Annotated in this window: 24 protein-coding genes; 14 read left to right on the top strand and 10 right to left on the bottom strand. The window is 69.0% G+C overall.

The features are described from left to right. Window positions 1-35: 35 nt before the first annotated feature. The 5 genes from AC07PA_RS03735 to AC07PA_RS03715 all read left to right on the top strand — a co-directional run bounded on the left by AC07PA_RS03735 (window position 36) and on the right by AC07PA_RS03715 (window position 4,307). The gene (locus AC07PA_RS03735) at window positions 36-638 is read left to right on the top strand and encodes a response regulator transcription factor (RefSeq protein ID WP_494604243.1); all 603 of its coding nucleotides are present in this window, start codon (window positions 36-38) and stop codon (window positions 636-638) included. Next, a complete protein-coding gene (locus tag AC07PA_RS03730; RefSeq protein WP_494604241.1) occupies window positions 639-2,426 on the top strand; it encodes an ATP-binding response regulator in 1,788 nt (595 codons plus the stop codon). 115 nt (window positions 2,427-2,541) lie between these two features. Then, complete coding sequence (locus AC07PA_RS03725) at window positions 2,542-2,937, top strand: MAPEG family protein (RefSeq protein WP_494604240.1); 396 nt, start codon at window positions 2,542-2,544, stop codon at window positions 2,935-2,937. Next, window positions 2,925-3,857 carry an alpha/beta fold hydrolase gene (locus AC07PA_RS03720; protein WP_494604239.1) on the top strand — a complete coding sequence of 311 codons (933 nt, stop codon included), beginning with the start codon at window positions 2,925-2,927 and terminating at the stop codon, window positions 3,855-3,857. The genes AC07PA_RS03725 and AC07PA_RS03720 overlap by 13 nt, the downstream gene beginning before the upstream one ends. Window positions 3,858-3,947: 90 nt before the next feature. Next, window positions 3,948-4,307, top strand: coding sequence for a 5-carboxymethyl-2-hydroxymuconate Delta-isomerase (locus tag AC07PA_RS03715; RefSeq protein ID WP_494604238.1), 360 nt, complete (start codon window positions 3,948-3,950; stop codon window positions 4,305-4,307). 210 nt (window positions 4,308-4,517) lie between these two features. Here AC07PA_RS03715 and AC07PA_RS03710 read toward each other — a convergent pair whose 3' ends face one another. The 4 genes from AC07PA_RS03710 to nadC all read right to left on the bottom strand — a co-directional run bounded on the left by AC07PA_RS03710 (window position 4,518) and on the right by nadC (window position 9,702). After that, window positions 4,518-5,582, bottom strand: coding sequence for a porin (locus tag AC07PA_RS03710; RefSeq protein WP_494604237.1), 1,065 nt, complete (start codon window positions 5,580-5,582; stop codon window positions 4,518-4,520). A 261-nt stretch (window positions 5,583-5,843) separates the two neighbouring features. Next, window positions 5,844-7,622, bottom strand: a complete 1,779-nt coding sequence (locus AC07PA_RS03705) for a chorismate-binding protein (RefSeq protein ID WP_494604236.1) — start codon at window positions 7,620-7,622, stop codon at window positions 5,844-5,846. Between the two features lie 71 nt (window positions 7,623-7,693). After that, on the bottom strand, window positions 7,694-8,833 hold the full coding sequence (gene nadA / locus AC07PA_RS03700; protein WP_494604235.1) for a quinolinate synthase NadA: 1,140 nt from the start codon (window positions 8,831-8,833) through the stop codon (window positions 7,694-7,696). Continuing rightward, complete coding sequence (nadC, locus tag AC07PA_RS03695) at window positions 8,830-9,702, bottom strand: carboxylating nicotinate-nucleotide diphosphorylase (RefSeq protein WP_007856406.1); 873 nt, start codon at window positions 9,700-9,702, stop codon at window positions 8,830-8,832. Before nadC ends, nadA begins: the two co-directional genes overlap by 4 nt. A gap of 98 nt (window positions 9,703-9,800) precedes the next feature. Here nadC and panB point away from each other — a divergent pair, with 98 nt between their 5' ends. After that, the gene (gene panB, locus AC07PA_RS03690; protein ID WP_007856408.1) at window positions 9,801-10,682 is read left to right on the top strand and encodes a 3-methyl-2-oxobutanoate hydroxymethyltransferase; all 882 of its coding nucleotides are present in this window, start codon (window positions 9,801-9,803) and stop codon (window positions 10,680-10,682) included. Window positions 10,683-10,755: 73 nt separating this feature from the next. Beyond that, on the top strand, window positions 10,756-11,598 hold the full coding sequence (panC, locus tag AC07PA_RS03685; RefSeq protein ID WP_494604234.1) for a pantoate--beta-alanine ligase: 843 nt from the start codon (window positions 10,756-10,758) through the stop codon (window positions 11,596-11,598). A 388-nt stretch (window positions 11,599-11,986) separates the two neighbouring features. On the opposite strand, the gene AC07PA_RS03680 is transcribed toward panC, so the two are convergent. Next, window positions 11,987-12,940 carry a LysR family transcriptional regulator gene (locus AC07PA_RS03680; protein WP_494604233.1) on the bottom strand — a complete coding sequence of 318 codons (954 nt, stop codon included), beginning with the start codon at window positions 12,938-12,940 and terminating at the stop codon, window positions 11,987-11,989. 108 nt (window positions 12,941-13,048) lie between these two features. Here AC07PA_RS03680 and lysA point away from each other — a divergent pair, with 108 nt between their 5' ends. After that, window positions 13,049-14,299, top strand: coding sequence for a diaminopimelate decarboxylase (lysA, locus tag AC07PA_RS03675; RefSeq protein ID WP_007860338.1), 1,251 nt, complete (start codon window positions 13,049-13,051; stop codon window positions 14,297-14,299). Window positions 14,300-14,760: 461 nt separating this feature from the next. Next, the gene (locus tag AC07PA_RS03670) at window positions 14,761-15,450 is read left to right on the top strand and encodes an N-acyl amino acid synthase FeeM domain-containing protein (RefSeq protein WP_007860336.1); all 690 of its coding nucleotides are present in this window, start codon (window positions 14,761-14,763) and stop codon (window positions 15,448-15,450) included. Here the strand turns inward: AC07PA_RS03670 and AC07PA_RS03665 are convergent, their stop codons facing one another. From AC07PA_RS03665 to AC07PA_RS03650, 4 genes are all read right to left on the bottom strand, one after another. Next, window positions 15,451-16,461, bottom strand: a complete 1,011-nt coding sequence (locus AC07PA_RS03665) for an NAD(P)H-dependent glycerol-3-phosphate dehydrogenase (protein WP_007860334.1) — start codon at window positions 16,459-16,461, stop codon at window positions 15,451-15,453. Window positions 16,462-16,531: 70 nt separating this feature from the next. Continuing rightward, the gene (gene secB / locus AC07PA_RS03660) at window positions 16,532-16,990 is read right to left on the bottom strand and encodes a protein-export chaperone SecB (RefSeq protein ID WP_007860332.1); all 459 of its coding nucleotides are present in this window, start codon (window positions 16,988-16,990) and stop codon (window positions 16,532-16,534) included. Between the two features lie 122 nt (window positions 16,991-17,112). Further along, entirely contained in the window at window positions 17,113-17,373 is a 261-nt protein-coding gene (gene grxC / locus AC07PA_RS03655; protein WP_007860329.1) for a glutaredoxin 3, read from the bottom strand. Between the two features lie 90 nt (window positions 17,374-17,463). Then, on the bottom strand, window positions 17,464-17,871 hold the full coding sequence (locus tag AC07PA_RS03650) for a rhodanese-like domain-containing protein (protein WP_145695631.1): 408 nt from the start codon (window positions 17,869-17,871) through the stop codon (window positions 17,464-17,466). A gap of 72 nt (window positions 17,872-17,943) precedes the next feature. Between AC07PA_RS03650 and gpmA the strand changes: the two genes are divergently transcribed. From gpmA to AC07PA_RS03630, 4 genes are all read left to right on the top strand, one after another. Further along, on the top strand, window positions 17,944-18,687 hold the full coding sequence (gene gpmA, locus AC07PA_RS03645; protein WP_007860325.1) for a 2,3-diphosphoglycerate-dependent phosphoglycerate mutase: 744 nt from the start codon (window positions 17,944-17,946) through the stop codon (window positions 18,685-18,687). Window positions 18,688-18,886: 199 nt separating this feature from the next. After that, window positions 18,887-20,323 (top strand): S41 family peptidase, encoded by a 1,437-nt coding sequence (locus AC07PA_RS03640; protein WP_007860323.1) that lies wholly within the window; start codon window positions 18,887-18,889, stop codon window positions 20,321-20,323. A 143-nt stretch (window positions 20,324-20,466) separates the two neighbouring features. Next, window positions 20,467-21,216: a HesA/MoeB/ThiF family protein gene (locus AC07PA_RS03635; RefSeq protein ID WP_494604228.1), complete on the top strand. Its 750-nt coding sequence runs from the start codon at window positions 20,467-20,469 to the stop codon at window positions 21,214-21,216. 112 nt (window positions 21,217-21,328) lie between these two features. Continuing rightward, window positions 21,329-21,745: a response regulator gene (locus AC07PA_RS03630; protein WP_494604226.1), complete on the top strand. Its 417-nt coding sequence runs from the start codon at window positions 21,329-21,331 to the stop codon at window positions 21,743-21,745. Window positions 21,746-21,863: 118 nt separating this feature from the next. Here the strand turns inward: AC07PA_RS03630 and AC07PA_RS03625 are convergent, their stop codons facing one another. Further along, window positions 21,864-22,496, bottom strand: a complete 633-nt coding sequence (locus AC07PA_RS03625; protein WP_007860319.1) for a response regulator — start codon at window positions 22,494-22,496, stop codon at window positions 21,864-21,866. Window positions 22,497-22,619: 123 nt separating this feature from the next. Between AC07PA_RS03625 and AC07PA_RS03620 the strand changes: the two genes are divergently transcribed. Beyond that, complete coding sequence (locus AC07PA_RS03620; protein ID WP_494604224.1) at window positions 22,620-23,984, top strand: sensor histidine kinase; 1,365 nt, start codon at window positions 22,620-22,622, stop codon at window positions 23,982-23,984. The last annotated feature ends 141 nt before the right edge of the window (window positions 23,985-24,125 follow it).

Below are 24,125 nucleotides of genomic sequence, written 5' to 3'. Positions count from 1 at the left end.
CCGCATCCGCCTTGGCCTGTCACACAATCCGCTCCATGCCCCATCTCCTGCTGGTGGACGACCACCCCCTGTTCTGCGTCGGCTTTGCCCATGCGCTGGCCCATGCCTGGCCGGGCGCCCAGGTGGACACCGCCGCCACGCTGGACGCGGGCCTGCAGGCCGCCGCCAGCCGGCCGGGGCTGGACATCGTGCTGCTCGACCAGCGCCTGGGAGCCCGCAGCGGGCTGCAGGGGCTGGCGCTTTTTGCCCGGCAGTTCCCGCTGGTGGCCCGGGTGCTGATCTCGGGCGACGAGGACCCGGCCCTGCAGGCGGCCGCGCGGGACGCGGGTGCCAGCGGCTTCCTCGGCAAGTCGCAGCCCGTGCACGCCATGGCCGCCGCACTGGCCACCGTCGCAGCCGGGGGGCTGGTGTTCGGCCCGCTGCCCGCGGCAGCCGCGGATGGGTCGGCAGGCCCCACGGCGCGGCAGATGGAAGTGCTGCTGCTGGTGGCCCAGGGCCAGCCCAACAAGCGCATTGCGCAGGTGCTGGGCATTGCCGAGCGCACCGTCAAGCTGCATGTCACGGCGCTGCTCGGCGCATTGCAGGCACGCAATCGCACGCACCTGGTGGCGCTGGCGCGCGAGAAAGGGCTGCTCTAGATGGCCGCAGTGGCACCCGGCGCGCCGCCCGACGCCCAGGCGCTGGACACGCTGTACCGGGGCGCGCCCCTGTCCGCGCTGGTGGGCGTGGTGGAGGCCTTTTTCCTGAGCGTGCTGTTCTGGCGCGAGGTGCCGGCCACCGCCATTGCGCTCTGGCTGGCGGCGTTTGTGGCTGTGCGCGGCCTGCGCATCGCCCTGGGCATGGCCTACCGCCGCAGCCCCGCGGCACCCGGCGCGCGCCCCGCCTTCTGGGCACGCTGGGTGGTGGTGAGCGCACTGGCACAGGCCCTGGCCTGGGGCATCGGCAGCTGGGTGCTGCTGGCGCCCGCCAACCTGGTGGCCGAGGTGGCCCTGCACATCGGCCTGGCCGCCGTGGTGCTGGGCAGCGTGGCCCACCTGGCCCACCACCTGCCCGCGCTGGCGGCCTATGCGGCGGGCGTGTTCGGCCCGCTGGCGGCGCGCGACCTGTTCGTGGCGCAGCCGCTGCACACCCTGTTGGCGCTGGGTGCCGTGCTGATGGGGCTGTATGTCTGGCATGCCGGACGGGCCCAGGCCCGCACCATCGCGCAGGCGGCCGCCCAGCAGCACGAGCGCCAGGAGCTGATTGCCGCATTGCAGCGCGAGAACGAGGCCACGCGGCTGGCGCGCCAGGAGGCCGAGGCAGCCCACGCCTCCAAGGCGCAGTTCCTCGCCGCCGTGGGCCACGACCTGCGCCAGCCGCTCAACGCCATGCAGTTGCTGGCCTACACGCTGCAGCAGCCCGCACCACGCGAACGGGTCGAATACCTGACCGCCACCCTGATGGAATGCGCGGCGAGCATGAGCGCGCTGGTGGAAGGTCTGCTGGAGCTGTCGCGGCTGGACGCCCGCTCCATCACGCCCCGCCCGACGCGCTTTGCGCTGCAGTCGCTGTTCGACGAGCTGGCGGGCACCTTCGCGGTGCAGGCCCAGGCCAAGGGCCTGGTGTTCAGCGTGCAGCCCGGCAGCGTGCACGTGCAGGGCGACCGCGCCCTGCTGGCACGGGTGCTGTCCAACCTGGTCTCCAACGCCATCCGCTACACGCCGGCAGGCTTCGTGCGGCTGCAGGCCAGCATGCACGGCGCCCTGGTGGAGGTGAGCGTGGAGGACTCGGGCGTGGGCATCGATGCCGCCGAGCTGCCCCACATCTTCGACGAGCACTACCAGGTCGGCCACCCGGGGCGCGAGCGCGACCAGGGGCTGGGCCTGGGGCTGGCGACGGCCAGGCGCCTGTGCGCCCTGCTCGGCCTGGAACTGGGCGTGCAGTCGCAGCCCGGCCAGGGCAGCCGCTTCGCCCTGCGCCTGCCGCTGGCGCCCGAAGCGCCGGCCGTGCCCGCAAGCCTGCCGATGGCTACGGCAGCCCCTCAGGATGCCAGGCCGCGGCCGCCGCCCGCGCCGGCCGCGCAGCGGGTGCTGGTGCTGGAGGACGACGCGGGCTCGCGCAGGGCCCTCACCGAGGTGTTGCAGGGCTGGGGCTGCGAGGTCACGGCGGCGGCCAGCCTGCAGGAGGCGCTGCAGCAGCCGTGGCCTGCGCATGCGCAGCCCGACGCCCTGGTGGTGGACTGGCACCTGCCGCAGGGCATAGACGGGTTCGACGCCATCGCGGCCCTGCGCAGCGCCATCGGCCATGCCGTGCCGGCCCTGCTGGTCACTGCCGAGGCCACCCCCGACCTGCAGGCCCGCGCCGCAGCCGCCGGCCTGCCGCTGCTGCCCAAGCCGATCGCACCCATGAAGCTGCGCGCCTTCCTGCAAAGCCACGCGGCCGCGTGAGCCCGGTGGTGCGGCCAGGACCACCACCCCACCTGCCCTTTGGTGCTATTGGCAGCAGGACACGGGCTTTCTAAGCTTGGGCGAATCCTTGTCACGGTTCGCACCCTTGCACCCAATGCCTCCATCCCTCACGATCGCATCGGCCACCCTGGCGGCACTGGCCCTGCTGCTCACCGCCCTGTCCCTGCAGGTCTCGCGCCTGCGCATGCACCACCGCCAGACCTGGGGCGATGGCGGGCACAAGGACCTGGCCGTGGCGGTGCGCACGCACGGCAACACGCTGGAGCAGTCGCTGCTGTTCGGCCTGCTGCTGCTGGCGCTCGTACAGGCCGGCGGCACCGGGCCCACCACCCTGGCCGCGGTCTGCAGCGTGTTCGTGCTGGCGCGCCTGCTCTATTGCACGGCGGCCTTCGGTCGCCGCCTGCCCTGGCGCCAGGCAGCCCATGCGCTGACCCTGCTGTGCCAGCTGGCGGCCACCCTGCTCCTGGTGCGCGCGGCATGGACCAGCTGACCCCCGCCCTGCGGCACTGGCACGGCCAGGGCCGGTTCATCACCGTGCGCGGCCAGCGCCTCTTCGTTGCCGAGGCGGGCCGGGGCAGCAGCTTGCTGCTGGTCCATGGCTACCCCACGAGTTCCTACGACTGGCATGGCGTGTGGAACGCGCTGGCGGCGCGCTACCACGTGATCGCCCCCGACCTGCTGGGCATGGGCTTTTCGGACAAGCCGCCAGAGCACGCCTACCGCCTGCAGGACCATGCCGATCTGCTCGACGCCCTGCTCGCGCAACAGGGCGTGGAAAGCTGCCACATCATCGCCCACGACCTGGGGGTGAGCGTCGCGCAGGAGATGCTGGCGCGCCGTCTGGAGCAGCCGCAGGCGGGCTGCCGCATCGAATCGCTGGTATTGCTCAATGGCGGCGTGTGCCCCGAGGCGTACGCACCGCGCCCGATACAGCACCTGCTCTCGTCCCCGCTGGGCCGGTGGGTGGGACCGCGCATTCCGCGGCGTGCATTCGAGCGCACGGTGGCGGGCCTGTTCGGGCCGCGCACGCAGCCCGCGGCCGGGCTGCTCAATGACTTCTGGGCCCTGCTCAACCATGGCCAGGGGCGGCGCATTTCGCACCAGCTGGGGCGTTTCTACATCGAGCGCATGGCCCTGCGCGATCGCCTGGTGGCGCCGCTGGTGGCCCGGGCCGTGCCCGTGCGCCTGATCAACGGCAGCGCCGACCCCAACTCGGGCGCCCACATGGCCCGGCGCTACCGCGAGGTGGTGCCGCATGCGGACGTGGTGGCGCTCGACGGCATCGGCCACTGGCCGCAGATCGAGGCCCCCATGGCCATGCTGCGCGCGCTGCATGGCTTCCTGCAGTCCATCGAGGCACCGGTGGGGCTTGCACCGGACGACGCCGACGCCCTCCCGATAAGCCGATAAACTGGCGGGCCCTGCGCCGCGCACACCTGCGGCGTCTTCGCTCACCGCACCGGCCACCGGCCGGGTGCACCGATTTTTCGTGGAACCACCATGCCCCATCTCATCGTCGAGTACTCCGGCAACCTGCCGCACTACCCCGAGGCCGAAGCGCTGACCGCGCTCAATGCCGCGCTGTGCGCCCACCCCCAGGTGCTGGACGAGCTGGACCTCAAGACCCGCTTCGTGGTGGCCGACAGTTTCGAGATCGGCACCGCACCGGCGCAGCGCGCCTTCGTGCATGCGCAGCTGCGCGTGCTCTCGGGCCGCACGCCCGAGGCCAAGAAGGAGCTGTCGGACCTGATCGCCGGCGTGCTGCGCCAGCTCACGCCCAAGCCCCAGGGCGTGCTGGTGCAGCTGAGCGTGGAGATCGTGGACATGGACCGCGGCTCGTACGCCAAGGAAAAGCTGTAGGAACCTGTTCAGGTTCATGGCACCTGCCCTGCCGGGCAGCCCCCAACGACAAAGCCGCCCAGGGCATGGCCCTGGGCGGCTTTGTCGTTCCTGTCGCGGAGGAAAAGTCCGTGCTGCGCCCCCCTCGCATCCCCACCAGGTGGAAGGCGCACAGCACGGACCTGGAACCGGGCCACCCGCTGCAACAGGTGGTCCGGCCCCTAGCCTCCGTCAGAACGTGTGGCGCACGCCGAACTCGTAGCCGGTCACGTCGTTGCCGGCACCGATGGTCGGGCTGCCCAGCGACGAGGACGACACGGCCAGGCCGCGCGTGGCAGCGCGGTCGTTGCTGATGCGCGCCACGGTGGCGTACAGCTGCGTGCGCTTGGACAGGTTGTGGCCGTAGCCGATGGCGAACTTCTGCGAGTCGGCGTTGTTCACGTCCTTGCGCTTGAAGTTGACGTACGAGGCACGCAGCTCGCCTACGCCCAGCGGCACCGTGGCGCCCAAGGTGTACATGTCCACGCGGCGGCCGTTGCCACGCTCGGTGGCGAACAGGGCCATGGGCTTGACCACGCCGAAGCTGTAGGACACGCCGACGTTGCTGGACTTGTAGTCGACCGCGTTGGCAGTGGCGGCACCGCCGCGCGTCTCGCCGAAGGCCAGGGCCACGTTCAGCGGGCCGTTGGCATAGCCGGCGCGCACGGCCAGGGAGTTGCCCATGCGGTCGTTGACCTGGTTGGACAGCTGCTCGCCCAGGGCGTACTGCAGCTGGCCGTAGAAGCCGCCCAGTTCGGGCAGCAGGTAGTTCAGGCCGTTGCTGGTGCGCTTGGGGGCGCTGCCTTCGGGCGTGCCGGCGGCCGAGGTGGCGCTGCCGACCATGTTGGCGCCGTTGTTGCCGCCCACGCCGGAATCGCCGAAGGGATCGAAAGTCTCGATGTTCAGGTAGGCGGGCGACTTGTCGCGGCCCAGGCGGACTTCACCGAAGCCACCCGAGATGCTCACGGTGGAGCGGCGGTCGAAGCGAAAGCCCGCGGCCGTGCCGTTGTCCGTGGCCAGGCCACCTTCGAGCCAGAAGCCGGCCTTCAGGCCGCCCCCGAGGTCTTCCACGCCGCGAAAGCCCAGGCGGCTGCTGGACTGGCCGCCGCTGGACAGGCCGGTGACGCTGTTGGTGTCGCTGGACATGCGCACCAGCGATGCATCGACCACGCCAAACAGGGTGACGCTGGACTGCGCCTGGGCACCGGCGGCAGCAGCAAGGGTCAGGGCCGCGAGGGCAATGAGTTTGAGTTTCATGGAGTTCACTTCTTCGATATGGGCAGATCACCGGGGCATGGCATGCGGCACGGCACGCATCCCCCCGGTCGGCGCCCCGTGGTGGGGAGCTGCGTCCATTAGAAAAAGCCCGTGTGACAGTACTGGGGTAAACCCTTGCACACCCAGCGAAAAATAAGCATGCATAGCAACGCTTGCGCCGCCTGGTGTATACGCACGGAAAGGCGCCCGAGCGCGGGGGTGGGGTGCACGGCGCGCGCCGGCGCGTGCCCGCCCCGCGGTTCAGCTCAGCAGTTGCGCATCGAGCCAGCCGCGCAGGCTGTTGATGAAGGCCCAGCCGTTCACGCGCGGCAGGTCTTGGAGCCGCACCACGGCCTCGGCCACGCGCCCCTCGCGCAGGGCCACGGCACGTCCCACGCCGGGCAGCAGGCCGCAGGCCAGCGGCGGCGTGACCCAGCGGCCGTCCAGGCGCAGGGCGATATTGCCGAAGGTGCCTTCGGTGATCTCGCCCGCCCGGTTCCACAGCACCGTGTCGAGCACGCCGGGTGTGGTGGGTGCAAACGCCGCGTAGTGCGCGCGGCGCGTGGTCTTGTGGCGCACGAACTCGCTGTCGGCCTCGTCGAAGGCGCGGTCGGCCAGGCGCAGGCGCACAGGGGTGGGCGTGGGCTGCAGCGCAAAGGCTTCGGCGCGTGGCGCGCCCCGGCTGTCCAGCAACAGGCGCACGCGCCAGGCGCCGCTGGCGTGCTGCACCGCCAGCGCCTGCAGGCAGGCCTGTACGCGGGCCAGGTCCCAGGGGTAGCCGAAGTGCGCGGCAGCGACCGCCATGCGGGCCAGGTGGTCGTCCCGGTGGCGCAGTTGCCCATCGACCAGCGCCAGCGTTTCGAGCAGCTCGAACGCGGCACTGGCACGCTCCACGAAGGCGCGCTTGTGGCGCCACTCGTGCCACTCGGCCTCGGCCCCGGCGCCCGAGGTGATGCCGCTGCCGATGCCGCAGGTGGCGGCCACCGCATCGGGCCCCTGGGCCAGCACCACGGTGCGGATGGGCACGTTGAAGGTCGCGGCCACGCCGCCCTGGCCCGGTGGCCCGTGCGGGCGCACCACGCCCACGGCGCCGCAGTACACGCCGCGCGGCGCAGGCTCCAGCTCGCGGATCAGCTGCATGGCGCGCACCTTGGGCGCGCCCGTGACCGAGCCGCAGGGGAACAGGGCCGCGAACACGTCTGTCAGCGTGGTGCCGGCGCGCGTGCGTGCGTGCACGTCGGAAGTCATCTGCCACACCGTGGGCAAGGCCTGGGTGTGGAACAAGCGCGGCACGCGCACGCTGTGCGGCTGCGCGATGCGCGAGAGATCGTTGCGCAGCAGGTCCACCACCATCACGTTCTCGGCCCGCTCCTTGGGCGCCGTGCGCAGGTGCTCGGCCTGCGCGGCATCGGCCTCGGGCGTGGCGCCGCGCGGTGCCGTGCCCTTCATCGGGCGGGCGAGGATGTCACCGCCCGCGGCATCGCTGGTCCAGTCGAAGAACAGTTCGGGCGAGACCGACAGCACCTGGGTGCCGCCCGCATCGATGTGCGCGCAGTAGCCCTCGGGCTGGGTGCGGTGCAGCGCCTCGAACAGCGCCTGCGCGCTGCCCTGCGCATGGCCCTGCAGCGGCGCGGTGTAGTTGACCTGGTAGACCTCGCCATCGGCGATGGCCTGCTGGATGCGCGCCAGGCTGGCATCGAACTCGCCGCGCGGGAGGCTGGCCGCCCAGGCAATTTCGGCAGGCCCCTGCTCTGGTGCGTCGTGCGGCCAGGGCAGGGCCGCATCGTGCACGGCAAACCAGGCCAGCGGCCCGTCGGCGCCATGGGTGGCGAGCGCGGCATCGAAGGCCGGCGCCGCTTCGTAGCGCACATAGCCGATGCACCAGGCACCGCCCTGCGCCGCCGCATGCACGGCATCGAGCACGCCACGCACCTCGTGCAGCGCATGCGCCACCAGCATCGCGCGCGGCGGGCCGAACACATGCCGCAGGCGCTGCGCGCCGGGTTCCTGGGGGCGGGTGAAATCGATGCGGGACGGCATGCGGAGGGGAAGGGTCGACTTAGGGCGTGTCATCAGTCATTTCGCGGGGGTGAAATGACTGATGACACGCCCTATGCCGCGCCGATGTGCGGCACCAGCCCCTGGACGGGCTGGCCGCCCTTGAGCGCCGCCGTGAAGGCCAGCATGCGGTCGATGGGCTGGCGTGCGCGCGGGATCAGCGCCGGATCCACATGCACCGCGTTGGCACCGGTTTCCAGCACCCGCGCCACGTCGGCCAGGCCGTTCATCGCCATCCAGGGGCAGTGCGCGCAGCTCTTGCAGGTGGCGCTGTTGCCGGCGGTGGGGGCTTCGTAGAAGGTCTTGCCGGGGTTGAGCGTGCGCAGCTTGTGCATCATGCCGTTGTCGGTGGCGACGATGAACTCGCGCGCATCCATCTCGCGCGCGGCTTTGAGGATGGCCGAGGTCGAGCCGACCGCATCGGCCAGGGCCACCACGTCGGCCGGGCTTTCGGGGTGTACCAGCACCTTGGCGCCGGGGTGTTCCTTCTTGAGCGCTTCGAGCTCGAAGGCCTTGAACTCGTGGTGCACGATGCAGGCGCCGTTCCAGAACAGCATGTCGGCCCCGGTCTCGCGCTGGATGTAGGCCCCCAGGTGGCGGTCGGGCGCCCACAGGATCTTGTGGCCCGCCGCCTTGAGCGCGCCGACGATCTCGAGCGCGCAGCTCGACGTGACCAGCCAGTCGGCCCGCGCCTTCACGGCCGCGCTGGTGTTGGCATACACCACCACGGTGCGGTCGGGGTGGGCATCGCAGAGGGCGCTGAATTCGTCCACCGGGCAGCCCAGGTCGAGCGAGCAGGTGGCGTCGAGGTCGGGCATGAGCACGGTCTTCTCGGGCGAGAGGATCTTCGCCGTCTCGCCCATGAAGCGCACGCCCGAGACCACCAGGGTCTGCGCCGCATGGTCGCGGCCGAAGCGCGCCATCTCCAGCGAATCGCTGACCAGGCCGCCGGTCTCCTCGGCCAGGTCCTGCAGGTCCGGGTGCACGTAGTAGTGCGAGACCATGACCGCGTTCTTCTCCTTGAGCAGGCGGCGGATGCGCTCCTTGAGCGCGGCGCGCTCAACCTGCGAGGGCTCGGGCGGTACGCGGGCCCAGGCGTGTTTGGTCGAGCAGACAGCGCCGCCGTCTTCCAGCACCGTGATCGGCTGGTCGTATTCGACGTCGATGCGGTTCAGCGTGGCCGTGGTGCTCATGACAACTCCTGCAGCCGCATCGAGAAGTCGGTGGCCTTGACGTCCTTGGTCAGCGTGCCGATGGAGATGCGGTCCACGCCGGTCTCGGCCAGTTCGCGCAGGCCATCGAGCGTGACGCCGCCCGATATTTCCAGGACGGCGCGGCCCGCGTTGGTGCGCACGGCCTCGCGCAGCAGGGGCAGGGGCATGTTGTCGAGCAGCACCATGGTGGCGCCTGCGTCGAGCGCCTCGGCCAGTTGCTCCAGCGTCTCGACCTCGATCTCGATGAAGGCGGCCCGCGCGCCCACCTGCTGCTGCGCGGCGCGCAGCACGGCGGTGACGCCACCGGCCGCGGCAATGTGGTTTTCCTTGATCAGCACCGCATCGTGCAGGCCGATGCGGTGGTTGGTGCCGCCGCCCACGCGCACCGCGTACTTCTGCGCCAGGCGCAGGCCGGGCAGGGTCTTGCGCGTGTCCACGATGCGCGCACGCGTGCCGGCCACCACGTCGGCGTAGGTGGCCGTCTTGGTGGCCACGGCCGACAGCAACTGCAGAAAATTGAGCGCCGTGCGCTCGGCGCTGAGCAGCGCGCGCGCGCTGCCCTCGATCTCCAGCACCACCTGGTCGGCGTTGCAGCGCTGGCCCTCGGCCACATGCCAGGTGAGCTGCACGCCGGGGTCCAGGGCCGTGAGGGCCGCCTCCACCCAGGGCGTACCGCAGATCACGGCGGCCTCGCGCGCCAGGATGCGCGCACGGGCGCGGCGCGCAGGGTCGATCAGGCCGGCGGTCAGGTCACCGCTGCCCACGTCTTCTGCCAGGGCACGGGCCACGTCTGCACGGGCCAGGGCTGCCACTTCGGCACTTTTTTCATCGTTGCTGGGATGGGTCATGGGCCGCGAGCATAGCGGCTTCTGGAACCGGGGTTTGGGACACCGCTGTCCCGGCGGCATACGCCCTACACTCGCGCAATTTTGTCCAGGGGACCCCCATGACCGATGCAACGCCTTCCTCCGCCACGCCCTACGGCACGCTGCCACCGGCGTCGCCGCTGCCCCAGCGCCGCCCCCTGAGCCTGCCGCGCCTGGCGCAGATGCGGGCGGCAGGCGAGAAGATGTGCATGCTGACGGCCTACGATGCGACCTTCGCGGCGGTCGCCGATGCCGCGGGCGTGGAATGCATCCTCGTCGGCGATTCGCTGGGCATGGTCTGCCAGGGCCTGCCCAGCACCGTGGGCGTGACACTGGACACCATGGCCTACCACACCGCCAGCGTGGCGCGCGGCCTGCACCGCGTGCAGGGCACGGCCTGGCTGGTGGCCGATCTGCCCTACGGCACGTATGCCGAAAGCCGCGAGCAGGCGCTGCGCAGCGCCTGCGTGCTGATGCAGGCGGGCGCGCACATGGTCAAGCTCGAAGGCGGCGGCTGGACCGCGCCGACGGTGGAGTTCCTGGTGCAGCGCGGCGTGCCGGTCTGCGCCCACCTGGGCCTGACGCCGCAGACGGTGCACGCCCTGGGCGGCTACCGCGTGCAGGGCCGCGGCGACGATGCCGCGCGCACGCTGCGCAAGCAGGCGCACGAGCTGCAGGACGCCGGCGCCGCCATGCTGGTGCTGGAGATGGTGCCCGCGGTGCTGGCCGCCGACCTCACCGGGGAGCTGGCGCACTGCCACACCATCGGCATCGGAGCGGGCAACGGCACGGCCGGCCAGGTGCTGGTGTTGCACGACATGCTGGGCATGAACCTGGGCAAGAACCCGAAGTTCGTCCACAACTTCATGCAGGACGCCGGCAGCGTGCGCGGCGCCATCGAGGCCTATGTGCAGGCCGTCAAGCAGGGGCGCTTTCCCGACAACGCCCTGCATGCCTGGTAGCGGGCGGCCCCCTCCCCTCCCTCCGTTTTTGGTTTTCTTCTCGCCTCCCTCTCCTTTTACTCCTGCTTTTTCCATGCTGATCGCCCACACCCTCGACGACCTGCGCCAGGCCCTGGCGCCCTACCGCCGCCCGGCCTTCGTGCCCACCATGGGCAACCTGCACGACGGCCACATCGCCCTGGTGGAACAGGCGCTGCCGCTGGGTGATGTGAGCGTGGCCAGCATCTTCGTGAACCGCCTGCAGTTTTTGCCGCACGAGGATTTCGACAGCTACCCGCGCACCTGGGAGGCCGACTGCAGCCGCCTGCAGGCTGCCGGCTGCAAGGTGCTGTTCGCCCCGCGCGAGGCCGACCTGTACCCCGAACCCCAGACCTTCAAGGTGCACCCCGACCCGGCCCTGGCCGACATGCTGGAGGGCCATTTCCGCCCTGGGTTCTTCACGGGCGTGGCCACGGTGGTGATGAAGCTGTTCGCCTGCGTGCTGGGCCAGAGCGGCGGCACGGCGGTGTTCGGCAAGAAGGACTACCAGCAGTTGATGGTGATTCGCCAGATGGTGCGCCAGTTTGCGCTGCCCATCACCGTGGTGGCCGGAGAGACGACCCGCGCTCCCGACGGCCTGGCCCTGAGTTCGCGCAACGGCTACCTGGGACTGCAGGAGCGGCAGGAGGCGGTGGCCTTGTCGCAGGCCTTGCGCCAGCTGGCTGTGCGCTGGGGGCAGCAGCCATCGAGCGGGTTGGAGCTGGAGCAGCAGGCGATGGATGGCTTGCGGGCGCGGGGGTGGCAGCCGGACTACCTGACGGTGCGGCGGCGGGTGGATTTGCAGGCCCCCACGGAGCAGGATGCGCTGGGGGCGTTGGTGGTGTTGGGGGCGGCGCGGTTGGGGGGGACGCGGTTGATTGATAACTGGGAGTTTTGAGGTTGCGTTGCTGGTGCCTGGTTTCTGGTCGCGGGTCCTTCATGGAGCTGCGTGCCTGGTTGAAGGGCGGAGGCCGGGATGTGCGCCCGGCGGCGCAGTAACTTTCTCTTGCGTCGCCCAAGAGAAAGTCACCAAAGAGAAGGCGACCCCCAGTCTGCGACCCCCGTACGCCCTGACGGGCGAACGGGGGCAACCTGCGATGCTTGTATGGTTGAGGCGTCGGGGTGGAGGGACTCTGCGATGCATCGGCAACTTCTACACCCTCTTGGCGACGCAAGAGAAAGTTACTGCGCCGCCGGGCGCACATCCCTGCTCCCGCCCTCAACAGGGGCACGCCGCAACAACAACAACAACAACAACAACAACAACAACAACAACAACACAACAACTAAACCAACCGCCCAAGCCGCTCCTTCAAATCACCAGCCTCCGCCTCCAAAGCCTCCACCATCCACCCCACCTCCTCCAACGCCGCCCGGTACAACGGCAACACCAGGCTCACACTGAACGGCACCGAAAACCCCACCCTGCGCACCACCACCCCCTGCCCCGCCACGGCCAGCGCCGTGAGCGGATTGACGATGGCCACCCCCAGCCGGCGCTGCACCATCGCGCACACCGCCACCGCGCTGTGCGTCTCCATGCGCATCTGCCGCAGCACACCGGCCTCGGCGAACAGGGTGTCAATCTGGCGGCGGTACGGATCGTCGGCCGAAAGGCTCACGAACGGCTGATCGGCAAAGTCGGCCAGCTGCAGCACGGGCCTTGCAGCGAGCGCATGGCCTGCAGGCAGCACGGCCACCTCGTCCAAGGTCAGCAGCCGCTGCGAGCGAGTGCCGGGCGGGGTGGAGACCTGCTCGCTCAGTGCCATGTCGAAGCGCTGCGCCGTCATCCACTCTTCCAGCAAGGGCGGTTCCTGGGGTGTGACGGAGACCCGGGCGCCCGGGTGCTCCACCCGCATTCGCGCGGCGGCACCGGGCAGCAGGGCATGGGACAGCGCGGGCAAGCACAGCACGGACAGGGATTGCGCGGCATCGGCCGAGCGCCCCAGCGCCACGGCCCGATCGACCACGCGGTCCAGGCCCTGCCAGGAGCGCTGCACCTCCTCCCACAGCACCAGGGCCCGGGCATGGGGGCGCAGCCGGCCCTGCACGCGGTCGAACAGGGAGTAGCCCAGCAGCGACTCCAGGCGCGCCAGCTCGCGGCTCACCGTTGGCTGCGAGGTGTGCAGCAGCTCGGCGGCCCCGGTGGCGCTGCCGGCCAGCATGACGGCGCGGAACACCTCGATATGGCGGTGGCCGATGCGCGGCGGCGGGGCGGTGTCATCAGGGGGGTGGATCATGCCGCAAAGCATATCCAAAATGAATAGACCCTCAAAAACAAGCATTGGACTGGATGACTGGAGGGCGGCATGATCGGGCCATTCCCCGCATTCCCCGGAGCTTTTCGCATGTCCAATCCCTTCTCCCCCACCCAGCTGCAGTCCCTGGCCGCGCAGTTCGGCACCCCGCTGTGGGTGTACGACGCCGCCACCATCCGCCAGCGAATCGCCCAGGTGTCCAACTTCGACACCGTGCGCTTTGCCCAGAAGGCCTGCTCCAACATCCACATCCTGAAGCTCATGCGCGAGCAGGGCGTGAAGGTGGACGCGGTCTCGCGCGGCGAGATCCTGCGCGCGCTGGCCGCGGGCTACCAGGCCGGTGGCGAGCCCTCGGAGATCGTGTTCACGGCCGACCTGTTCGATGCCGACACGCTGGCCTGCGTGGTCGAGCACCGCGTGCCGGTGAATGCCGGCTCCATCGACATGCTGCACCAGTTGGGCGTCGCATCGCCCGGCCATGCGGTGTGGCTGCGCATCAACCCCGGCTTCGGCCACGGCCACAGCAACAAGACCAACACCGGCGGCGAGCACAGCAAGCACGGCATCTGGCACACCGACCTGCCGGCTGCGCTGGCCGCCATCGCGCAGCACGGCCTGCAACTCACCGGCCTGCACATGCACATCGGCTCGGGCGTGGACTACGCCCACCTGGCCGAGGTCTGCGGCGCCATGGTGGAACTGGTGCGCACGGCCCACGCGGCCGGGCACGACCTGCACGCCATCTCGGCCGGCGGCGGCCTGTCCATCCCCTACCGCAGCGGCGATCCGGTGATCGACACGCAGCACTACCACGGCCTGTGGAACACGGCGCGCCAGCAGGCCGAGGCCATCGTCGGCCACCCACTGGGCCTGGAGATCGAGCCGGGTCGCTTCCTGGTGGCCGAGTCGGGCGTGCTGCTGGGCGAGGTGCGTGCCACCAAGAACGCCGGCAGCAACCACTTCGTGCTGCTGGACACAGGCTTCAACGAGCTGATGCGCCCCTCCATGTACGGCAGCTACCACGCCATGGAAGTGCTGCGCAGGGATGGCAGCAGCACCGCCACCACGCGCCCCACCGTGGTGGCCGGGCCGCTGTGCGAGTCGGGCGACGTGTTCACCCAGGGCGATGGCGGCGTGGTGCTGCCGCGTGAGCTGGCCGAAGCGCGCGTGGGCGACCTGCTGGTGATCCACGACACAGGCGCCTACGGGGCCTCGATGTCCTCCAACTACAACACGCGCCCGCTGATCGCCGAGGTGCTGGTGGAGGATGGCGGCCAGGCCCGCCTGATCCGCCGCCGCCAGACGGTGCAGGAGTTGCTGGCGCTGGAAGAAGGGCTGTAAACACCGCGCGGGGGCATGGCACCTGCCCCTGCAAGGCCGGTAGGCTCGGGCCTACGCCCGGGCGCCGCGTTGGAGGACAAGCGAGGCCAGGGGGCGGGAATACAGTGAAGTCACTTATCCACTTCCACCCGTTTCCAAGGAGATCACCATGCCCATCATTCTCTGGCTGCTCGGCGTCCCACTGTCCCTCGTCCTGCTGTTGATGCTGTTCGGGGTGCTTTGATACCGTGCCCCGAGGGGCACCGTGCCAACCACACAAAGCCGCATCCGCCCCAAGGCGGATGCGGCTTTTTTTGACTGCGCGGCGCCGTTCGCGCAAGCCACGCGGCCGTTGGTCGCTACCTGCCGTTTAATGTTTGCCGATGGCCGCTGCCGCCGCTAGGCTGGTGGATTTCCGTGCCTGGTCCCACCCTCTTGGGGCGGCTGAACCAAGGGCATGGAGGAACCGGGAGAAGCCTGCCATGCAAGCCGAAGAACGGACCATCGTCGAACTGGAGTACCCGGGCGAGTACCTGAGCCGCCTGGGCACCACCGAGACCAAGAGCTGCAAGATCCGCCTGTCGCGCAAGGGCCAGGGCGTGCTGGCGCGCATGTACGCCAGCCGGGGCTACAGCATGCAGGCCACGCTGACGCACGACTTCGACCTGAGCAGCCTGGTGGTGCAGATCGACGGGCAGCCCGCGGGCACCATCTCCGTGCGCCTGGACGATGGCCACCTGGCGGCCGAGGAACAGTTCCCCGAGTTCATCGGCGACCTGCGCGAGCGCCGCGCCCGCATCTGCGAGATCGGCAAGCTCGCCATGGACCCGGGTGTGCGCTCCAAGCAGGTGCTGGGTGCCATCTTCCACATCGCCTTTATCGTGGCCTTCCGCGCACGCCGGGCGACCGACATCGTGATCGAGGTGAACCCGCGCCATGCCCCGTTCTACATGCGCATGCTGCGCTTCGACCCGGTGGGATCGGCGCGCATGTGCCAGCGCGTGGGCGCCCCGGCCGTGCTGCTGCACATGGATGGAAACAAGGGGCGCCGCCTGATCGACCAATTCGGCGGCAGGCCCGGCCTGTCGGCGCAGGAGCGCAGCTTCTACCCCTACTTCTTCCACCCCGACGACGAAGAGGGGCTGCTGCGCCGCCTGTCGGCCGGCAGCTGACTAAGCCTCGCCGCGCGGATCGCGGCCCATGAGCTGGGCGACCGCCTCGGCAGGCTGCAGCCGGCCATCGAGCAGGGCCACCACGGCATCGGTGATGGGCATGTCCACGCCCAGCAGCCGGGCGCGCTGGGCCACCGTGCGTGCGCTGTAGACGCCTTCGGCCACGTGGCCGAGCGATTCCACGGCCTGGGCCAGGGTCTGCCCCTGCGCCAGCAGCAGGCCCACGCGGCGGTTGCGCGAGAGGTCGCCGGTGGCGGTCAGCACCAGGTCCCCCAGGCCCGACAGGCCCATGAAGGTATCAGCCCGCGCGCCCAGGGCCAGGCCCAGGCGCGTCATCTCGGCCAGGCCGCGCGTGATGAGCGCGGCACGGGCATTGAGGCCCAACTCCAGCCCGTCGCACAGGCCGGTGGCGATGGACAGCACGTTCTTCACCGCACCGCCCACCTCCACGCCGACGATGTCCTCGTTGGCGTACACGCGCACGCTGGGGCTGTGGAAGGCGGCCACCAGGGCATCGCGCACGCTGGCATGCCCGCTGGCCGCCACCAGGGCCGTGGGCTGGCCGCGGGCGACTTCCTGGGCAAAGCTGGGGCCGCTCAGGGCACCGGCCTGCAACTGGGGCGCGACTGCGGTGCGCACCTCGTGCGCCAGCAGGCCGAAACCGCCGGGCGCATCGCCGGCCACCGATTCAAAACCCTTGCACAGCCAGGCCACGGGGGCCGGGCAGGCGTGCAGCGCCTGCAGCATGCCGCGCAGGGCCGACATGGGCGTGGCCACGATGACCAGGTCGGCCGCAGCGGCCAGCGCAGCGAAGTCCCCCGTGGCCAGCGCCAGCGTGGGCGGAAAGGCCATGCCCGGCAGGTAGCGCGCATTCTCGCGCCCGGCCTGCATGGCAGCCCACTGGGCCGCATCGCGTGCCCACAGCGTGACGGCGTGGCCGGCAGGGTGCTGCGCGGCGCTCATGGCCACGGCAGAGCCCCAGGCGCCTGCGCCCAGAACAAGGATTTTCATGGTGGAGGAAGGAACGCCTGGAGGAGGATCAAGCGGCGGGGACGGCATGCTGCGCCCCCGCGAACCACGCTTACTGCGTGATGATGGGCGACGGATTGCCCGCGGCCTGGGCTTGCTGCTGCTCGAACATGGCCTGGAAGTTGATTTCGGCCAGATGCACGGGCGGGAAGCCGGCGCGGTTGATCAGATCGGCCACGTTGCCGCGCAGGTAGGGGTAGACGATCTGCGGGCAGGCGATGCCCATGATGGCGCCCATCTGGTCTTCAGGGATGTTGCGGATCTCGAAGATGCCGGCCTGCTTGGCTTCGACCAGGAACACGGTCTTGTCCTTGACCTTGGTCTGCACGGTGGCGGTCACGGCGACTTCGAAGATGCCTTCGGCCACGGGAGTGGCTTCCACGCCCAGCTGGATGTCCACGCTGGGCTGTTCCTGCTCCAGCAGGATGCCGGGGGAGTTCGGTTGCTCGAGCGACATGTCCTTGAGGTAGACGCGCTGGATCTGGAAAACGGGATTTTCTTGGTCGGCCATGGTTGATAAGTCTCTTGTGCTCAAACAACGAGCGGGTGACAAAACGAAACCCGCCGGGGAAGGGCTCCCGCAGCGGGCACATGGGGCTGCATTATGCAGCGCCCGAAGACGGGCCTAGCCGATCACTGGACTCCGAGCAGCGGCATCAGGCCACCGCGGCCGTCCAGCGCCACCAGGTCGTCGTGGCCGCCGACATGGGTGTCGCCGATGAAGATCTGCGGCACGGTGCGCCGCCCGGTAATCTCCATCATGGTGGTGCGGGCCGACGGATCGGTGTCGATGCGGATCTCCTCGATCTGCTCCACGCCCTTGGACTTGAGGATCTGCTTGGCACGGATGCAGTAGGGGCAGACGGCGGTGGTGTACATCTTCACGGGTTGCATGGTGGGCATCTTTCATAGGGGGCAGCCGCTGCTGCCACGGAGCGATGGAGGGGAGGCGCCGGGCGCCCGCCCCTGTCATCTCGGGGCGCTTCAGGCCTTTTCAACGGGCAGGCTGGCCTCGCGCCAGGCCTTGAGGCCGCCGGCCATGGCCTGCACGTTCTCGTAGCCGAGCTTCTTGGCAATGCCCACGGCACGGTTGGCGCGTGCGCCCGTGGCGCATACCAGCACCAGCGGCAGGGCCTTGTTCTTCACCGTGGTGGCCAGGCGCTCTTCGAGCTGGTTCAGCGGGATGTTCTTGGCGCCCCCCACGTGGCCGGCAGCGAACTCTTCGGTCTCGCAGACGTCGATGACGACGGCTTTTTCGCGGTTGATGAGCTGCACGGCCCCGGCCGGGGTGAGCGAACCGCCACTGGCGTTCTTGAGCAAAGGCCACATCAGCATGCTGCCCGAAGCCAGTGCCACGAAGACCAGATACCAGTTGTCGATAATGAATTTCACGGAGATTCCTTGGGTTGGCGAACGGTGCAATTCTAAAATGTATGGTTTTGACCCGCTCCTCCAAGGGAAACCATGCACAAACTCGTACTGATCCGCCACGGCGAATCCACCTGGAACCTTGAAAACCGTTTCACCGGTTGGACCGACGTGGACCTGACCCCCACGGGCGTGGACCAGGCCAAGAACGCCGGCCGCCTGCTCAAGGCCGAGGGGTACGAGTTCGACGTGGCCTACACCAGCGTGCTCAAGCGCGCCACGCGCACGCTGTGGCACACCCTGGACGAGATGGACCGCACCTGGTTGCCCGTGGTGCACAGCTGGCGCCTGAACGAGCGCCACTACGGCGCCCTGCAGGGCCTGAACAAGGCCGACATGGCCAAGCAGTACGGCGATGCGCAGGTGCTGGTCTGGCGCCGCAGCTACGACACGCCGCCGCCGGCGCTGGAAGCCACCGACCCGCGCAGCGAGCGCAGCGACGTGCGCTATGCCCGCCTGGACGCCGGCCAGGTGCCGCTGACCGAGTGCCTCAAGGACACCGTGGCGCGCGTGCTGCCGTTCTGGAACGAGTCCATCGCCCCGGCCATCCAGGGCGGCAAGCGCGTGGTGGTGGCGGCGCACGGCAACTCCATCCGCGCCCTGGTCAAGTACCTGGACAACATCTCGGACGACGAGATCGTGGGCCTGAACATTCCCAACGGGATTCCACTGGTATACGAACTGGACGAGGGCCTCAAGCCCATCCGCCACTACTATCTGGGTGACGCTGAAGCAGCGGCCAAGGCCGCCGCGGCGGTGGCTTCGCAAGGCAAGGCCTAGAAATCGGCGTAAAGCGGGGGTAAAGCCCGCCAATTGCCCCCTTCTGACCTGCGAAAGCGAGTCCCGGCGCGGAACTGCGGCGGGTTGGGCCCTTCTAAGAAGTGGACGGAGGCCTTTTTGAAACGCTTGTTTTCACAGGCGTGTAAAAAAGGCATCCGGCCAGCTTCCCAGGTGTATATTGATGCGGTAAAGGTGTTCTATGGGCCACAAACTCAAAATAGCAGGATGGGTGTCGGTAGGTGTGGTGGCTGGAGCGCTCACCACGGTGTCGTTGCAGACCGTTGCGCGCGGTGCCATGACGCCCCTGCCGCTGGAAGAGATCCAGCAGCTGTCGGCCGTGTTCGGCCTGGTCAAGACCGACTACGTCGAGCCGGTCGATGACAAGAAGCTCATCACCGATGCCATCTCCGGCATGGTGGCCAGCCTGGACCCGCACTCCCAGTATTTCGACAAGAAGTCCTTCAAGGAATTCCGCGAAGGCACCTCCGGCCGTTTCGTGGGCGTGGGCATCGAGATCACCCAGGAAGACGGGCTGATCAAGGTGGTCTCCCCCATCGAAGGCTCACCCGCGTTCCGCGCGGGCCTGAAGACCAACGACCTGATCACCCAGATCGACGAGACCGCCGTCAAGGGCCTGGCCCTGAACGACGCCGTCAAGCGCATGCGCGGCGAACCCAACACCAAGGTTACGCTGACGATCTTCCGCAAGGACGAGAGCCGCACCTTCCCGGTGACCATCACGCGCGAAGAGATCAAGACCCAGTCCGTCAAGGGCAAGGTGATCGAGCCCGGCTATGGCTGGATTCGCCTGTCGCAGTTCCAGGAACGCACGGTGGACGACTTCGTGCGCAAGGTCGAAGAGATCTACAAGCAGGACCCCAACGTGAAGGGCCTGGTGCTCGACCTGCGCAACGACCCGGGCGGCCTGCTCGACGCGGCCGTGGCCATCTCGGCCGCCTTCCTGCCCGAGAACGTCACGGTGGTCACGACCAACGGCCAGCTGGCCGAAAGCAAGTCCACCTACAAGGCGGCGCCCGAGTACTACCAGCGCCGCAGCGGGGGCGACCCCCTGCGCCGCCTGCCGGCCGCCATCAAGTCGGTCCCCATGGTGGTGCTGGTCAACGAAGGCTCGGCCTCGGCCAGCGAGATCGTGGCCGGCGCGCTGCAGGACCACAAGCGCGCCACCATCATGGGCAGCCAGACCTTCGGCAAGGGCTCGGTGCAGACTGTGCGCCCCCTGGGCCCGGACACCGGCATCAAGCTGACCACGGCGCGCTACTACACCCCGAGCGGCAAGTCGATCCAGGCCAAGGGCATCGTGCCCGACGTGATGATCGACGAGTCCGAGGAAGGCAATGTGTTCGCCGCCCTGCGCATGCGCGAGGCCGACCTGGACAAGCACCTGGGCAGCGGCCAGGGCGAGGAAAAGAAGGATGCCGCCCGTGAAAAGGCCCGCGAAGAGGCACGCAAGCGCCTGGAAGAAGAAGCCAAGAAGCCGGCCGCCGACCGCAAGCCGCCAGAATTCGGCACCGACAAGGACTTCCAGCTCGTGCAGGCCCTGAACCAGCTCAAGGGCCGCCCCGTGCTGGTCAGCAAGACGCTGACCGAGCGCAAGGAAGAAAAGAAGGAAAACTGAGTTCTTCCCCGAGCACAGCTCCCACCCGCACAAGGCCGGTCTCCCCAGGGAGCCCGGCCTTTTTCACGCCCGCCACCACCGGGACGCAATCTCCCGCACAATCGCAGCCCGACCTGCAGCCCGCCCCCAGAGCACGACGCCCCATGACCGATGACCAGCTCCTGCGCTATTCGCGCCACATCCTGCTCGACGAGATCGGCATCGAGGGCCAGGAGCGCGTGCTGGCCGCCCATGCCGTCATCGTCGGCGCCGGGGGCCTGGGCTCGCCGGCGGCACTGTACCTGGGTTCTGCCGGCATCGGGCGCATCACCCTGGTGGACGACGACACGGTGGACCTGACCAACCTGCAGCGCCAGATCGCGCACACCACGGCGCGCGTTGGCACGCCCAAGGTCCAGTCGGCCGCGCAGGCGATTGCCGCCATCAACCCCGAGGTCGAGGTCCGGGCGATCGAGGCCCGCGCCGATGCCGCCCTGCTCGACCAGCTGCTGCCCGGCGCCAGCGTGGTGCTGGACTGCAGCGACAACTACGCCACCCGCCACGCGGTGAACGCGGCCTGCGTGCGCCACGGCGTGCCGCTGGTGGCCGGGGCGGCGATCCGCTTCGACGGGCAGATCACGGTGATCGACCCGCGCAGCGGCCAGGCGCCCTGCTATGCCTGCATCTTCCCGCCGGACGCCGAGTTCGAGGAGGTCAGCTGCGCGCTCATGGGGGTGTTCGCGCCGCTTGTGGGCATCATCGGCACCATGCAGGCGGCCGAGGCCCTGAAACTCATCACCGGCGTGGGCCCCACGCTGGCCGGGCGGCTGATGATGCTGGACGGCCGCTCGATGGAATGGAGCACCATGCACGTGCAGCGCGCACCGGGATGTGGCGTGTGCGCGTCACCGTAGGAGCCCTCCTACGCTGGCCGCGCGCGGCTGCTGTCAGAATGGCAGGCACGCTTCGGTTAAATTCAGAACCAGGCCCGGGTTTGCTTGTACCGGCCGTCTTATGGATCAGGTAGTGAAACTCCGCACGTACATCGTTGAAGACAATGCCACCATTCGGGAGAACCTCATCGGTACCCTGGAAGAGCTGGCGTCAGTCGAGGCGGTAGGCGTGGCCGAGACCGAGGACGAGGGCAAGGGCTGGCTCACCGGCCACCAGGAACAATGGGACCTGGCCATCGTCGACTTGTTCCTGCGCCAGGGCAGCGGCCTGGGCGTGCTCGCTGCCTGCCGCGACCGTGCCCCGCACCAGAAGATGGTGGTGCTGAGCAACTATGCCACCCCCGACATCCGCATGCGCTGCGCCCAGCTGGGCGTGGATGCGGTGTTCGACAAATCCAATGAAATCGATGCCCTGGTGGACTACTGCATAGAGCATGGCAGCGTACACCCCGCCCACATCGCCCGCATACCCCTGCGCGGCGACCATTGAGTACGCTGGCGTTGCGCCAGCCTGCCCGCCCCTCCCGATGAAGAACCGCGCCCGCCTGCGCAGGGCCGCTGCGGCATGCACGCCTTGGCGTGCCTGCCGCCGGGCGGCAGTGGCGCGCTTAGTCGATGAGGCGGTTTTTCAGCGCGTAGTAGGTCAGATCGCTGTTGGACGAGAGGCTCATCTTTTCCATCAGCCGCGTGCGGTAGGTGCTCACCGTCTTCACGCTCAGCGACAGCGACTTGGCGATGTCGCCAGCCGTCTCGCCCTTGGCCAGCTTGAGGAACACCTGGAACTCGCGCTCCGACAGCTGCTCGTGCGGCGGGGCGTCGTCCTTGCGGTTGAGCTGCTGGGCCAGCAGGTCGGCCACGGCCGGTGTCAGGTAGCGCTTGCCCAGGGCAATGATGCGGATGGCCTCGACGATCTCGGCGGGATCGCACTCCTTGTTCAGGTAGCCGCTGGCGCCCTGGCGGATGAGGTTGATCGCGTAATGCTCTTCGGGGTAGCCGCTGAGGATCAAAATACCCATGTCCGGCGCCTTGGCACGCAGCATGGCCAGGGCGTCCAGGCCGCTCTGGCCGGGCATGGACAGGTCCATCAGCAGCACGTCGATCTCATGGGTGCGCACCAGGTCGATGGCTTCGCGGCCGTTGGAGGCCTCGCCTTCCACGCGCAGGTCCACGTGCTCGGACAGGAACTGGCGCAGTCCGGAGCGAACAATTGCATGGTCATCCACAATGCCGATCTTGATCATTGAGCGTTCTTTCAGGGAGGGGACTGCCCACTCCCAATTTTTGTTGAATGCACCTGCGTTGCGATCACCCACCCTCGGGCAGCGCCATGGGCCGGTCTGTGGCCATTATCCAGAATAACGCATATGAATTTGCAAGAGATCGCCAGGGACTTGCTGCCCAAAGTCCGAAAGATGGCCCTGAGCCTGCCCATGGCGCTGCTCGCGGCCATGGTGCTGGTGGGGATCAACGAGGTCGGTCACATGCGCTCGCAGGGCGCCGTCACGCAGATGGCGCACGGCCAGGTGACGCACGGCGCCCTGAACCGTTTGCTGCAAAGCATGCTGGATGCCGAGACCGGCCAGCGCGGCTACCTGCTCACCGGCAACGACCGCTACCTGGAGCCCTACGACAAGGCGCTGGCCAGCGTGCAGCAGGACCTCGATAACCTGCGCAACCAGTTCCTCGACTCGCCCGACGACATGCAGGAACTGTCCATGCTGTCGCGCCAGATCTCGCGCAAGCTCGCCGAGATGGAGCTCAGCCTCAAGCTGCGCCGCCAGGGCAATGAAGATGCCTGGAAGTTCATCCTGCACACCGACGTGGGCATGGAGAACATGGAGGCCATCCGCAAGCATGCCCAGGCCCTCATCGACCGCAGTGCCGTCGTCGTCAAGCAGGGACAGGCGCAGGTGCTGCGCTCGCTGATGCTGTCGCGCATCGGCATCGCCACGGTCACCGCCATCGGCCTGCTGGCCTTCTTCATGTACCTGCGCCAGGCCACCGCGCTGCAGGAGTTCAGCCTGCGCGAGCAACTGCTGCTGGAGCGCGAGCGCGACCGGCTCGAAGGCCTGGTGCGCGAGCGCACGGCCACGCTGTCCGAGCTGGCGAGCCACCTGCAACAGGTGCGCGAGGACGAGCGCGGCCACCTGGCGCGCGAGCTGCACGATGAACTGGGCGCCCTGCTCACGGCCGCCAAGCTCGACGTGGCGCGCCTCAAATCCAAGATCGACACCCAGGTGCCCGAGATCGCCGAGCGCCTGCGGCACCTGACCGAAACCCTCAACAGCGGCATCGCGCTCAAGCGCCGCATCATCGAGGACCTGCGCCCCTCGTCCCTGTCCAACCTGGGGCTCACCGCGGCCATCGAGATACTCGCGCGCGAATACGGCGAGCGCGCCGGCATCGAGGTGGAAACCAGCCTGGAGCCGGTGCAGCTGCCCGAGCCCACGCAGCTCACCGTCTACCGGCTGGTGCAGGAGTCGCTGACCAACATCGGCAAGTACGCCAAGGCGCAGAAGGTGCTGGTCTCCGTGCACAGCCACCCCAAGCATGTGGCGGTGCAGGTGCGCGACGATGGCCAGGGCTTCGATCCGGCCAGCGTAAGCCCCTCGTCCCACGGCCTGGCCGGCATGCGCCACCGCGTGGAGGCCGCCGGCGGGCGCCTGACCATCACCTCGCGCCCAGGCAACGGCGCGCTGGTCTCGGCCATCCTGCCGCTGCAGGGCTGAGCACAGCCACCCGGCAACCCGCTGCGCTGCCTGAGGCCGCTGCAGCAGTCTCTATCTCCCTTCGCAAAAGACCACACGGCCTGGACCCTGGAGTTCCTTGGCCTGGCCGGGTACGCGCGCGCCCAGCACCCTTGCGCAAGC

Source organism: Acidovorax sp. GW821-FHT09B03, from assembly GCF_059418305.1.
Note: the sequence above shows the minus strand (reverse complement) of the source record. Positions and strands in the feature narration are given on the sequence as shown.

Bases quoted from the DNA above. Each gene is read 5' to 3' on its own strand.
- lysA (WP_007860338.1), top strand. From the start codon at position 13,049: ATGTCCAATCCCTTCTCCCCCACCCAGCTGCAGTCCCTGGCCGCGCAG.
- AC07PA_RS03735 (WP_494604243.1), top strand. From the start codon at position 36: ATGCCCCATCTCCTGCTGGTGGACGACCACCCCCTGTTCTGCGTCGGC.
- AC07PA_RS03715 (WP_494604238.1), top strand. From the start codon at position 3,948: ATGCCCCATCTCATCGTCGAGTACTCCGGCAACCTGCCGCACTACCCC.
- AC07PA_RS03705 (WP_494604236.1), bottom strand. From the start codon at position 7,622: ATGCCGTCCCGCATCGATTTCACCCGCCCCCAGGAACCCGGCGCGCAG.
- AC07PA_RS03730 (WP_494604241.1), top strand. From the start codon at position 639: ATGGCCGCAGTGGCACCCGGCGCGCCGCCCGACGCCCAGGCGCTGGAC.
- AC07PA_RS03670 (WP_007860336.1), top strand. From the start codon at position 14,761: ATGCAAGCCGAAGAACGGACCATCGTCGAACTGGAGTACCCGGGCGAG.
- gpmA (WP_007860325.1), top strand. From the start codon at position 17,944: ATGCACAAACTCGTACTGATCCGCCACGGCGAATCCACCTGGAACCTT.
- AC07PA_RS03725 (WP_494604240.1), top strand. From the start codon at position 2,542: ATGCCTCCATCCCTCACGATCGCATCGGCCACCCTGGCGGCACTGGCC.
- secB (WP_007860332.1), bottom strand. From the start codon at position 16,990: ATGGCCGACCAAGAAAATCCCGTTTTCCAGATCCAGCGCGTCTACCTC.
- panC (WP_494604234.1), top strand. From the start codon at position 10,756: ATGCTGATCGCCCACACCCTCGACGACCTGCGCCAGGCCCTGGCGCCC.
- AC07PA_RS03680 (WP_494604233.1), bottom strand. From the start codon at position 12,940: ATGATCCACCCCCCTGATGACACCGCCCCGCCGCCGCGCATCGGCCAC.
- AC07PA_RS03635 (WP_494604228.1), top strand. From the start codon at position 20,467: ATGACCGATGACCAGCTCCTGCGCTATTCGCGCCACATCCTGCTCGAC.
- nadA (WP_494604235.1), bottom strand. From the start codon at position 8,833: ATGAGCACCACGGCCACGCTGAACCGCATCGACGTCGAATACGACCAG.
- AC07PA_RS03665 (WP_007860334.1), bottom strand. From the start codon at position 16,461: ATGAAAATCCTTGTTCTGGGCGCAGGCGCCTGGGGCTCTGCCGTGGCC.
- AC07PA_RS03710 (WP_494604237.1), bottom strand. From the start codon at position 5,582: ATGAAACTCAAACTCATTGCCCTCGCGGCCCTGACCCTTGCTGCTGCC.
- nadC (WP_007856406.1), bottom strand. From the start codon at position 9,702: ATGACCCATCCCAGCAACGATGAAAAAAGTGCCGAAGTGGCAGCCCTG.
- panB (WP_007856408.1), top strand. From the start codon at position 9,801: ATGACCGATGCAACGCCTTCCTCCGCCACGCCCTACGGCACGCTGCCA.
- AC07PA_RS03640 (WP_007860323.1), top strand. From the start codon at position 18,887: ATGGGCCACAAACTCAAAATAGCAGGATGGGTGTCGGTAGGTGTGGTG.
- AC07PA_RS03625 (WP_007860319.1), bottom strand. From the start codon at position 22,496: ATGATCAAGATCGGCATTGTGGATGACCATGCAATTGTTCGCTCCGGA.
- AC07PA_RS03620 (WP_494604224.1), top strand. From the start codon at position 22,620: ATGAATTTGCAAGAGATCGCCAGGGACTTGCTGCCCAAAGTCCGAAAG.
- AC07PA_RS03720 (WP_494604239.1), top strand. From the start codon at position 2,925: ATGGACCAGCTGACCCCCGCCCTGCGGCACTGGCACGGCCAGGGCCGG.
- grxC (WP_007860329.1), bottom strand. From the start codon at position 17,373: ATGCAACCCGTGAAGATGTACACCACCGCCGTCTGCCCCTACTGCATC.